At 57.9% G+C, this 11,732-nt stretch carries 6 protein-coding genes; 1 reads left to right on the top strand and 5 read right to left on the bottom strand.

What is annotated here, in order from left to right:
- Positions 1–68 precede the first annotated feature (68 nt).
- From VL547_RS21795 to VL547_RS21780, 4 genes are all read right to left on the bottom strand, one after another.
- A complete protein-coding gene (locus tag VL547_RS21795) occupies positions 69–1,643 on the bottom strand; it encodes a SusD/RagB family nutrient-binding outer membrane lipoprotein (RefSeq protein WP_325581979.1) in 1,575 nt (524 codons plus the stop codon).
- Between the two features lie 11 nt (positions 1,644–1,654).
- On the bottom strand, positions 1,655–4,753 hold the full coding sequence (locus tag VL547_RS21790) for a SusC/RagA family TonB-linked outer membrane protein (RefSeq protein WP_325581977.1): 3,099 nt from the start codon (positions 4,751–4,753) through the stop codon (positions 1,655–1,657).
- A 136-nt stretch (positions 4,754–4,889) separates the two neighbouring features.
- Entirely contained in the window at positions 4,890–7,562 is a 2,673-nt protein-coding gene (locus tag VL547_RS21785; protein ID WP_325581975.1) for an ABC transporter permease, read from the bottom strand.
- A 238-nt stretch (positions 7,563–7,800) separates the two neighbouring features.
- Positions 7,801–9,816 carry a M13 family metallopeptidase gene (locus VL547_RS21780; protein WP_325581973.1) on the bottom strand — a complete coding sequence of 672 codons (2,016 nt, stop codon included), beginning with the start codon at positions 9,814–9,816 and terminating at the stop codon, positions 7,801–7,803.
- A gap of 53 nt (positions 9,817–9,869) precedes the next feature.
- Between VL547_RS21780 and VL547_RS21775 the strand changes: the two genes are divergently transcribed.
- The gene (locus VL547_RS21775) at positions 9,870–10,535 is read left to right on the top strand and encodes a DUF4412 domain-containing protein (RefSeq protein WP_325581971.1); all 666 of its coding nucleotides are present in this window, start codon (positions 9,870–9,872) and stop codon (positions 10,533–10,535) included.
- On the opposite strand, the gene VL547_RS21770 is transcribed toward VL547_RS21775, so the two are convergent.
- On the bottom strand, positions 10,529–11,701 hold the full coding sequence (locus VL547_RS21770; RefSeq protein ID WP_325581969.1) for a DUF3179 domain-containing (seleno)protein: 1,173 nt from the start codon (positions 11,699–11,701) through the stop codon (positions 10,529–10,531). The two genes, VL547_RS21775 and VL547_RS21770, sit on opposite strands and share 7 nt — an antisense overlap.
- Positions 11,702–11,732: the final 31 nt, after the last annotated feature.

Here is an 11,732-nt window from a genome sequence, read left to right as displayed (position 1 = left end):
TTTTGCGAAACTCCGCAAAACGAGGGAAAAAGGGGCAAGGCGCCACGCTTCTTGCGCCCAGGGACCGTTTAGAAGTTGCCTTTATTGACATCCCACCAAACGCGGGTACCCCCGTTGTCCGCACCGCCCAGTGACTGGACGGCGGCGGCGACGGCGGCGCCGTTGGTGGTGTATTCGTTTTGGGGGTAGGCCAGACGGCGGATCTGGGTCTGCGTGTCGATCGTGCCGTTGCTGTTGTTGTTGACGACGGTGAAGAGGTGAGGGTAGCCGGTGCGCCGGAATTCGGTCCAGGCTTCCTGGCCCTCGGGGAACATGGCGATCCACTTCTGGGTGATGATCCGCTCCAGTTTTTGCTCGTTGGTGGCGGCGGGATCCCAGGCGATGGTGATGGTTTCCACCGCGGGGGAGCTGTTGGCGGAGTTGGAGGGATCGGTATAGTCCGTCGGTACGCTGGTGGCGTCGGTGATGTATCCCCCGGGTGATACGCCCCATTGGTTCATGGAGGTCGTGATGCCGGTTTCGTAGTCGGTCTGCGCATCACCCGCGCCGGCGTACCCGCGGAGGGCGGCCTCGGCCTTGAGGAACCAGACCTCGGCGCCCGTCATCAGCAACATGGGCTGGGCGGTACCCACACAGGTGGTGGGGTTGAGGGTGGAATAGCCGGTATAGCCCGGTTTGGCGGTGATGTTGGAACCGATGCGGATGCCTACGTACTGGCCCGCGAAACGGGAATCGGTCGCCGGGGAGCAGTACTTGGGCAAGCGGGGGTCGTTATAGCCGCCCATGATCGATCCGACGGGAGCGCCCATCGAAATATCGGTCCAGCTGGTGGTGATGACGAAAAGAGGGTTGTGGTAACCGCCACCGGAGATACCGGCGTCGTCGGATGGTACGGATAGCAGACCACCCGGCGCCGCGAGGGCTTTTTCCGCCTGGGTCTGGGCCGTGGACGGCGCGATCTTGGTTAGGTGCATGGCAAGCCGGAGCCGCAACGAGTTGGCGAACTTCAGCCACTCGGTATAATCGCCGCCGTAGACGAGGTCGTAGGCCGCAAAGGGCTTTTTACCGGGGTTGGCCGCGATAAAGGTCTGGAGGTTGGCGGCGGCGGTATCGAGCTCACTAAAGAACTGCTGGTAGACGCTGTCCTGGCTGTCATACGGCGTCGAGATGACCGACAGACCCGCTTTGCTATAAGCGATGGGGCCATATTTGTCGGTTACCCGGTCGAATGTCTCGACTTTCAGGATGAGCGCGATCGCCCAGAGGTCGGGATTGTTCGTGGGCAATCCACCCTGGGCCATGTAATTGATCCCCCCCAGGATGATGGTATAGCCATCGCTGAATATCTGCTGGTTCCATCCGTCGACCAGGCTATAGGTCAGGTTGTTCAGGTTGCCGCGGAACGGGTCGGGCGACATCATATACCCGGAATAGCAGTCCGCATTCAGGTTCTGGTCGAGCTGATAGGCGTTTTCTTCGCCAAAAATGGCTGTCTGAAGGCTCGGGAAAACGGATGCGATCGGGAACTGGTCCGACTTCAAACCCTGGTTGTTGGTGTTGAAACCATCGAATTTTTTGGTACAGCCGGCCAGCCCCAGGAGCGCGGTAAGACCGAGTACACGATATTTATTGGATAAGTTCATGTCAAAACGATTTAGAAGGTGACGTTTAGGTTGACGCCAAGGTTGCGGGTAGCGGGCTGGTTGAAGACGTCTACGCCGGAAAGACCATTGCCCGTGGACATGGTCAGCTCGGGATCGTAGGGTGCCTTCTTATAGAAATACGCCAGGTTCCGGCCGGTGATGGACAACCGCAGGTTGTGCACGTAGTTGGACTTGAGCGGGAACGTATAGCCCAGCGCCGCTTCCCGCAGCCGTACCACGGAAGCGCTGTAGACATACTCGCCGCTGATGCCCGCGCGACCGCCGATGGCGGTGTACCAGGTCTGCGGATTGACGGTGGAGATAGCCTCGCCGTTGGGTCCGACCGCGTTGATCTTGACGGAGCCCGCGTCGCGCGCGTCTCCGGTCACCTTGGATACGCCATATTGATCCAACATGGCCTGCGTCATTGACAGCACCTGTCCGCCAAACTTCCCGTCGACCAGGAATTCCAGGGAGAAATTCTTATAGGTAAAGCTGTTGCTCCATCCCAGCTGGAACTTCGGGTTGGGGTTGCCGATGAAGTTGAACCCATTGTTGGTGAGGGGGGTGCCGGAAGAGCCGATCATGACCCTGCCCTGGGCGTCCTTCTGGACGGTGACCCCGTAGATATCGCCGAAAGACCCGCCTTTTACGATTTCGGATTGATAGCTGTTGTTGGCGTTGCCCGTGAGGATGAACGAATTGATACCGTCCTTCGAATCGAGGTCGATCACCTTGTTTTTGTTGGTGGAACCGTTGATGCTGGTGTTCCAGGTAAAGGAGTGGGCGCGGACCACGTCATACCCTAGCATAAACTCGATCCCCTCGTTCTGGATATTCCCCGCGTTGACATAGCCCTTGGCGTAGGTCGTGGTGAAAGAAGGCGCGACCTGTATGAATTGATTGAACGTATTGGATTTGTACCAGGTGAAATTGAAAGAAAGCCGGTTGTCCAGGAAGCGGAAGTCGGCGCCGAGCTCGGTGGACTTCGTCTTTTCGGGTTTTAGCGTCGGAAACGGCGCCGTCGTGTTGAGCGCCGTACCGCCGGGCGACAGGTTCGTCAGCGGCATGGTGGCATACTGCTGTACCGTGTTGCCGACCTGGGCGTAGGTGCCCCTTACCTTAAGGTAGTCGATAAAGCTGGGCATCTTGAGCAGCTGGCTCAGGATGAACGACAGGCCTGCCGAAGGATAGAAGTAGGAGTCGTTGGGCGTAAAGGCCAGGTTGGAGGACCAGTCGTTCCGGCCGGTCAGCGTCAGGTAGACCCATTCCTTGTAGGAGAAGTTCAGGTTGCCGAAGATCGATTGGATCTGGTTGTGGTTGTTCGGCAGCGTGATCGCGTTGCTCCCCGCGGTGGCGGTGGGCGACGTGACGAGGTTCTGGGTGAGGAAGATGTTGGGCAGGTATAAACCGGTACCGGAATAGTTGCCGGCCAGGTCGGGACCGACCGTCAATCCGACGGTGTTGGCGTCCGTGATGCTGGAGCCGACTAACCCGTCTATCTTGAAGCCGGAAAATGACGGGGTGTTGAAGCCCGCGATGATGTCCCCGTATTTCTGGGTGAGTGTCTGGTTGGTATTGAAGAACTGTCCGTTCGATTTGGAGAGGACGCCGATCGTTCCCGCGTACAAGTCCTGCTCGTAGATGTCGTTGGTGCGGTCAACGTTCCCGCGCGCCTGCAGGTACAACCAGGGCGCGAAGTCATAGCGTACGCTGGCGTTGATCAGAAGACGGTTGCGCTTGCCTTCGTTCGGGTTCTTATAGACGATCCACCAGGGGTTCTGCTGGACGTCTTCGTTGAACGGCCAGTTCTGGGTGGGTACGCCGGGGGTAGCCGAATCCGGTATGGCGTAGTTGGTCTTGTAGGGCGTCATGTCGAGCCCCCGGGGGAAGAGGTACAAACCGGTCAGCGGGTTGAAGTACAAGCCCAGACCGGGGGTGTTGTGGATTTCCTGGGTGATGTAGGAGGTGTTAACGTCGACCGTCAGCTTGTTATTGAGGAGGTGGGCCGTCTCCCGGAAGTTGAAGTTGTTGCGGTCCAGCTTGTTCATCGGCTCCACGCCCCGGGCGGTGGTGTTGGCGTAGGAAAAATACGTCTGCGCTACGTCCGAGCCCCCGGACAAGCTGATGGAATTGGTGAAGTTGTCCCCGGTCTGAAAAAAGTCTTTCAGGTTGTCGGAGGCGCCGCCGGACAATTTGGGTCCCCAGCTGGTGGTCGCACCGGCCTGGGTCTGGCCATATTCGTTCTGGAACTTCGGTTTGTAGGCGATCTTATCCATTGACGCTAAGGATGAGAACTGGATCTGCGTATGACCCGCGCGGCCTTTTTTGGTGGTGATGACGATCACGCCGTTGGCTGCCTGGCTACCGTAAAGGGCCGAAGCGGAAGCGCCTTTAAGCACCGTCATGCTTTCGATGTCGTCCGGGTTGAGGTTGGATATACCGTCGCCCTGATCTGTATTGGTCGACCCTCCATAGGTGCTGTTGGGGCCCCCGGTCGTATTTGTGCTGGACATCGCGATGTTGTTCCCGGTGTTGGAGATGGGGATCCCGTCGATGACATACAACGGCTGGTTGCCGCCCGCCGCCGAACGGCTGCCCCGCAGGATGACCTTGGCGGAGCCGCCGACCCCGGAAGCGCTGGGTGAAATGGTGACGCCCGCGACCTTGCCGTCCAGGGCGTCCATGAGGTTGTCGGTCCTGACCCGGGTTAGTTCCGCGCCGGATACCTGTTGGGTGGAATAGGTGACCGATTTTTCGGACTTCCGGACCCCGAGGGCCGTGACAACGACGTTGGAAAGGACCTTGGAATCGGGGGTGAGGGTGATGGTGAAGATCGCCATGGTCCCGTCCACGGTGATTTCCTTGGGGGTGTACCCGACTGAAGTTACTTCGAGCACCACGGTGCTTTCCGGAACGGTGAGGCTGAATTTGCCATCGGCGTCGGTGAGCACCGTGGTCTTTTTACCTTTTAGGTGAATGGTGGCCGCGGCCAGGGGCGTGTTGGTGCCCTCTTCGCGGACCGAACCCGTGATCTTGCGGGTGGTCTCCTGGGCGCGTGCGCCAAGGACAACACATAGCGCCAGCAAGCCCGTCAGAAGTTTGCTCATAAGAGTTGTGCTATTTAGGTGAGTATAATACCGGCCCCTTGAATTGGTTCAAGGGGACACAATCATTAATGATAGTGATGGCCTTTAGAAAAATGTAATCAGGAAATCTTACATTTTTTTCTCACACTAGAATAGTTTATTCGGAGCGCAAACTCTTGGAGGGGCTGAGCAGCCCGGCTTTGATACTTTGATAGCTGACGGTGGCCAGGGTGAGTACTATAGCACCTGCTCCGGCGCCGGTAAAGATCCACCAAGGCATGCCCGCACGGTAATCGTACCGGTGGAGCCACCGGCCCATCAGGTAATAGGCGAGCGGCGTGGCTACCAGGAGCGACAGCGCCACCAGGAACGCGAATTCCTTTGACAAAAGCTGCCATATAGCCAGCAGGGATGCCCCCAGGACCTTACGGATGCAGATCTCCTTGGTGCGCTGTTCCGCCACAAAAGACGCTAGCCCGAAGACGCCCAGCGCGCTGATAAAGATGGCCAGCAGGGCGAAGAGAAGAGCCAGGTCGCCCAGGCGCACCTCATCTCCGAACTTTTTGGCGTAGTCCTGGTCGGCGAATGAATAGCTGAAGGGGGCTCCGGGGTTGTATTTCTTGAAGACGGCTTCGATCCGCCGGAGGGCTTCACCGGTGCTCAGGAGGGGATTCAGGCGGATGTTGAGATAATTGCCGCCTTCATGGAGGATGTCATAGATCACGGGTGTGACAGCCGAATACGGGCTCAGCTGGATCATGTCCTTGACGACGCCGACGATCTTCAAAGGCCTGCCGTTCTGGTGGAGGAACTGACCCACCGGGTGCTGGAGCTTCATGTATTTCACAGCGGCTTCGTTCAGGATGACGGCGGAGCTGTCGGTCGGAAACGCTTTTGAAAAGTCGCGTCCTTCTTTGATCTGCCACCCGACGGTCTGCCCGAATTCGTGCCGGACCGCAACGTCATGGAAACCGTCGTTCTGACCCGGTTGTTTGCCCGGCCAGTCCCATCCGCCGGAGCCCGCCCATATGTCGGTGATGGGGCATTGAGACTCGGCCATGCCGATAGCGCCGCCGGATTGCAGGAGCTCGGTGTGGATGATGTTGTAGTTGGTGTATACTTCCGGGGTCGTCTCCTGGTACGATATCAGGCCCGACCGCTGATACCCGGCGGGGCGATCCTTGGCGTACCGGATTTCGCGGAAAACGATGATGGTGCCGTTGATCAAGAGGACCGAAATGGTGAACTGGAAAACGACCAGGATCTTTCGCGGCGAGGAAGCAAACCGGCCTACCTTGAAGGTGCCTTTGAGCACCTTGACGGGTTTGAAAGAGGACAGGAAGAGAGCGGGATAGCTACCGGCTATCACCCCGGTGAGCACGGTAAAGAGAAGACCCAGCAGCCAAAACCAGCCGTTATCCCAGGGCATCCCGAGGTGTTTGCCCGAAATGCCGTTGAAAAGGCCCATCGTCAGCTGGGACAGGACGATCGATAAAACAAACGATAGCAACGCGATCAGGATCGATTCGCTGAGGAACTGCTGGACCAGCTGCCCGCGCAGCGAACCCATGACCTTCCGGATACCGACTTCACGGGCCCGTTTTTCGCTGCGCGCGGTACTCAGGTTCATGAAATTGATACAGGCCAGCAGGAGCACGAAGACGCCGATGATACCGAACAACCAGACAAAGGTGATCTGGCCGCCGGTCGATATGCCATCCTTGAATTCGGAATAGAGGTGCCAGCGGTCCATCGGGAAGAGGAAGGTCGTTATGGTCAAAGCCTTGTCATCGGGCCTGTGCGCCTTCATGACCGCATTTTTGATCCGGGCGTTGACGGTCGCGAAGTCAGTGTTGTCCGCGATTTCCGCAATCGCCGCGCTACTGGTCCATCCCCAGTTGTCGAGCGCCGGTTTTATCCAGTCCCAGTGTGTAATAAAAAGTTGCCAGGGTGCTACAAAAGCCATCTCCTTATAGTCACAGTTGTCGGGAAGGTCCTGGTAAACGCCGGCCACCTTGAACATAAGCTCATTATTGTTGTCCATTTTGATCATCCGGCCGACCGGTTCAAGGTCGCCGAAGAGCTTGTCCGCGGTTGATTCGGACAGCAGGATGCTGTGTGGGTCGTTCAACCCCGACGTCGAGCCCCTGACCATTTTTAACGCCAGTATTTCGGCGACCACGGGCTCCATAAAACTGCCCGGTTCGGTAAACCTGTTTTCGCCGACCGCCAGTGTATGGCCGCCGCCGGGGAAGGTCATGTCGCCTATGCGTTTGAAGTTGTCGCCATAGTTGTTGCGCAGCTCGGCCACCAGTGGAATGGGCGTGGCGCCACCGGTGCCGGTTTCCCCGGCCTTGGTGTAGTTATTCATCACGAGCGCGGTGCGCGCATGGTTGGCATGGTAGGTGTTGGCTGAGAGCTCGTCCGTGATCCAGAGACCGATCAGGACGGCGACCGTCATCCCTACCGAAAGACCCGCGATATTGATCAGGCTGTATAACTTACCGCGACGGAGATTCCGTATGGCCACCTTGGCATAGCTGGAGAACATCAGCGCACCGCTGGGCGCCTTTGGCGGCGACACCTGGCGGACGGCTATCTGGCGTTCGATCCGCCGCCATATCTGGTCCGCCTTCCGCTGTGTCTCCGGGGTCGTGGGACGGTACTGGAAATACTCCAACATACGCACGGCTTCGCGCGCTAACCGGCGGTGTTCCTCGTTTTCGGCTATCCAGGCGTCCCATTGCCGGACGTGGCGATCGTCGCTGAGGTGATACCAGGCCAGAAAGCCGTCGTTCATCAAAAGCGATTCAACGGTGGTCAATTCCATGGCTATGCCCGCTTATGCGGTCGGAATAGGCGCATCAAAAGCGCTGCCAGAATATAACTGTATTATTATTAATTTCTTATGTGGGCTATTGGTGTCCGGATACGGGCGGTAGTGTCCGGTTGTGGTCGAAAAAGGGGAATTTTCCCGTTGTTCAGCCGCTTAAATCTTTGAAAATTTGATGATTGCTAACCATCAACATACTAATCGGGATGGCCTTAGGGTCGCCCCTTTTTTCTTATTACCAAATTTTTACCCGCAGGCTATCGGGTTGGTACATCTTATCGCCCGGTTTGACATCGAAGGCTTCGTAAAATTCGGGGACGTTGACGACGGGCCCGTTGGTGCGTTCTTTTTCGGGGGCATGGACATCGGTCATCACCTGGTTGGCCAGGGCCTCCTTCCGCATCTCGGCCATCCATCCATACGCGTAACCCAGGAAAAAACGCTGCAGGGGCGTATACCCGGCGATCTTTTCTCCCTTTTTGTAGGTCTCGGTTTTTTTGAAGGCGTCCAGACCGATCAGCATCCCGCCCAGGTCGGCGATGTTTTCGCCCTGTGTGGCGGACCCGTTGATGTGGAGGGTGTCCACGGGGTTGAATGCGTCGAACTGGCGGATGATCTTTTGGGCACGCTGGGCAAACTGGATGGAGTCCTGTGGCAGCCACCAGTTCGCGAGGTTTCCGGCGGCGTCGTACTGACGCCCCTGGTCGTCGAAACCGTGCGTCATTTCATGGCCGATCCAGTTGGCGCCCGCATAACCATAGACGAAGGCGTCGTCCAGTTCCTCGTCCCGCATGCCCGGTATGGTAAAACCGGCCGCGGTCATGACGATTTCGTTGTTAGAGGGATTGTAGTAGGCGTTGTAGGTCTGGGGCGTCATGTCCCACTCCGTCCGGTCGACGGGTTTGCCGAGCTTGTCGGCGTTGTAGTGGCGCCACCAGGCACGCGCCCGTTGCATGTTCAGCACGTAAGGTCCGCGGTCGATCGTCAGGGTGCTGAAGTCCTTCCATTTGTCAGGATAACCCACTTTTTTGGTGATCTTCGCGAGCTTGTCGTAGGCGCGTTGTTTGGTGGTGTCGCTCATCCAGGTCAGTTTTTGGATGCGATCGCGGAAGGCCGCTCGTACGTTTTCGATCAGGTCGCTATAGCGTTGCTTGGCCTTTTCGTTGAAATATTCCCTGACAAAAAGTTGTCCCAGGGCCTCGCCGATCGCTTCCTGCTCGGCGTCGATGACCCTTTTCCACCGTGGTTTTGGCTCGGTTACGCCGGAAAGGGAGCGGGTGTAGGTGAAATAGCGTCCGAAGGTCGCGCTGTCGAGATAGGGGGCGCTGCTTTGGATCAGGTGGAAGGTCAGGTAGTCCTTCCAGTCCTCCGCGGGCGTTTCTTTTAGTTGTTTGTTGAGCTCGGTAAAGAACTCGGGCTGGCCGACAATGACCGAGTCGATGTTTTTGATGCCCGTTTTTTCGAGGTAGACCGACCAGTGGAATGCCGGGGTTAATTGCTGCAGTTGGGCTATCGAGAGTTTGTGGTAATTCCTGTAGGGATCGCGGAGGTCGGCCAGCTTGCGGGATGCTTTGGCGAGGCGGGTTTCCAGGGCCATTACCTTGCCCGCCTTTTGCGCCGCTTGTGCATTGTCCGAGCCCAATTGCGTGAATGTCTCCTCAAGATAAGCCGTATAGGCCGTCCGGACGGCGACGGTCCGGGCGTCGGTGTTGAAGTAGTAATCACGGTTGGGCATGCCCAGACCGCCCTGGTAAAGCTGGTAAGCCATCTGGGCGCTGTTTTTGTCGTCCTGGCCGACCGCGTCTCCAAAGAGGGAACGTACGCCCGCCAGATGGAGGGCGGCTACAGCGGAGGTGATGTCGGTGAGGTTTTGTATGGCTTCCAGTTGCGGTTTTATCGGCTCGAGACCCTGCCGGTCAATGTCCGCGGTATCCATGCCGCTGTACCAGAAGTCGGCGATCTTTTGGGTGGTGCTGCCATTGGGCGCGGTTTGGTTCCCGGCGTCCTCGTTTACCTTTTTCAACCGGTCATAGATCTCTTCCTCGACCAGGTTCCCCAGCCCCCAGGCCCTTTCGGAAGCAGGGATGGGGGTGCGTTTGATCCAGCCCCCGTTGGCGAACTGGAAAAAGTCTTCGGACGGCTTTACGGTGCTGTCGATGTTCGCGGTCAGGAAGTCGGGTTTCGCCTCCGGGGCGGAAGGGTGGCAGGCGCCCAGGAGCAGCGCCAGGGCGGGGGCAATCGTCAATTTCATGCTGTGGAATATAGGGATAAATTCGCACTTTTGTCCTATAAACGGTCCCACCCATGACTTACATCCTTTGGTTGCCGCTATTCTTTGGTTTTGCCTTCTCCAACGGGCTTTACTATGAATATTCCTATACCACCACCGGAAAGGGTATGGAGATACGTGGCGTAACGCGGCTCTATCTCCAGCCGACCGGGAAGACCCGGTTTGAAACCGACGTCCTGCATGGGCGATCTCCCCGCGTCGTCCCCGCAACGGTCGTATTGGGCGACATGGCCAGTCCCGGTGAAAGCACGGCTTTGTTCGAGGACACCAAGACCTACGTGGTCAACCGGTTATCCGCAGTTTCGGGGCACGATGCCGCCGTCGTCACCCTGGCCGGCCGGGAAAAGGTCGATGGTTATGACTGCGTACACGCCCGGATCACCACTACGCGTATGGTAGGGGAAAGGCGCGTTCTCGATACGCTCGATGTCTGGAAGAGCGCCGATGTACCGGCGGTTGCTTCCGGTCAGGATTGGATGGACCGTGTGGTCTCTCCCGGTTTGTCCGGGGTCGAGGCGCGGCTTCGCCAGATGGGGTGTGATGGCGTGCTGGTGGCTTTGGAGCTCCGGACGCCAACGGCGCACACGCGGCAGGACCTCGTGAAGGCTTCACGTCGGGATATGTCGGATGCGTTGTTCCAGATTCCTTCCGGGTATACACAGCGTCACCAGGACTATTGACCCACTGTGGTGGCGGGGTGGAAGTTTTTCCAGGAATGCCAGAATTCCTGGTAGGCTTGCATGCTTTGGAGCTGGGCGCCTTTGAGCGGGCCCTCTGTGCTACGGCCGGTGAGCGGGTCCCAGGTGGAGTGGGTGTTTATATCCGTCCATTGTGAGTTGCCGGCGGACTCAAAGGTCAGTGTTTGACCATTGACGTCGCGGTTCCATGCGCGGAAGGTGGCTGTATCGGGAGCCAGATAAACAACGACGGCGGTGTCCTGGATCAGATGGTTTTTTGCCAGATTATTCCAATCGTAGGCTTTGTCGGCGGTCGGCGTGTGGACGCCGATTACCCACGACTTGAAATGCCACGACGCCGAGTCCCGGTGCTCGAGGTGACCGGGGATGCTGCCATCGTCATATGTGGCGAGTCCAGCGTATTTGGCGGTGAAGACCGGGTTGGGTTGGAGGATGCCGGCGTCGGGGTACTCGGCGATCCAGGTTTTTAGGGTGGACTGGGTGGAAGGATATTCGGTCAGCTGGCGGCCTTTGAGCGGGCCGGCGATACAGCGACCGGTGGCCTGTTGCCACCAGCTTTTGGTGGTATTGTCCTCGAACATGGCGTTGAAGTGATCCATACCGACCAGGCGGAAGGTTTCGGCGCGGCCGTCGACGACGGGGCTGAAAACGCGGCCGGTGCGGCACACGGTACAATAGGTGACCAGCACGGGAACGCCCCCCACGGTATCCCGGACCTGGTGGTGGTAGCCGATGACCTCGATGGGGTAGGCGCGGGCCTGGCCATTGATGACGAGCCCGAGGGCGAGCCTTTTTTCGGGGACTTTGTTGGTGGCAGCGTCTTTGAATATGGTCGCTTTGGTTTCGAGGAACATCTTATCGGCCTCGAAGCGATAATTGAAGAGGAAGAAGATGCCTGCATATAAGACCACGACGAGGAAGAGCAGGGCGCGCGCAAAGGTCCTGGAGACCTTGAAGTAGTGCCAAAGCGGATACGCGACCAGACAGAAACCGATGATCCTCAACAATACGCGGTGGCGGTGAATCCAATAGGCGAGCTGGACGGTGTTTTCCTGCTGGCTGCCCGGGAAGGGCATGATATAGTAGATGCGCAGGAATTCGGTGGCGATGAGAAGCAGCAGGCCGAACAGCAATAGTAGCGGTTTCATCTGGTTAATATAGTGAAATCGCGTGTAAATG

This window comes from Dinghuibacter sp. (genome assembly GCF_035492835.1).
GTDB lineage: Bacteria > Bacteroidota > Bacteroidia > Chitinophagales > Chitinophagaceae > Dinghuibacter.
Note: the sequence above shows the minus strand (reverse complement) of the source record. Positions and strands in the feature narration are given on the sequence as shown.

Coding starts and splice junctions, on each gene's coding strand:
- VL547_RS21795 (WP_325581979.1), bottom strand. CDS start 1,643: ATGAACTTATCCAATAAATATCGTGTACTCGGTCTTACCGCGCTCCTG.
- VL547_RS21790 (WP_325581977.1), bottom strand. CDS start 4,753: ATGAGCAAACTTCTGACGGGCTTGCTGGCGCTATGTGTTGTCCTTGGC.
- VL547_RS21785 (WP_325581975.1), bottom strand. CDS start 7,562: ATGGAATTGACCACCGTTGAATCGCTTTTGATGAACGACGGCTTTCTG.
- VL547_RS21780 (WP_325581973.1), bottom strand. CDS start 9,816: ATGAAATTGACGATTGCCCCCGCCCTGGCGCTGCTCCTGGGCGCCTGC.
- VL547_RS21775 (WP_325581971.1), top strand. CDS start 9,870: ATGACTTACATCCTTTGGTTGCCGCTATTCTTTGGTTTTGCCTTCTCC.
- VL547_RS21770 (WP_325581969.1), bottom strand. CDS start 11,701: ATGAAACCGCTACTATTGCTGTTCGGCCTGCTGCTTCTCATCGCCACC.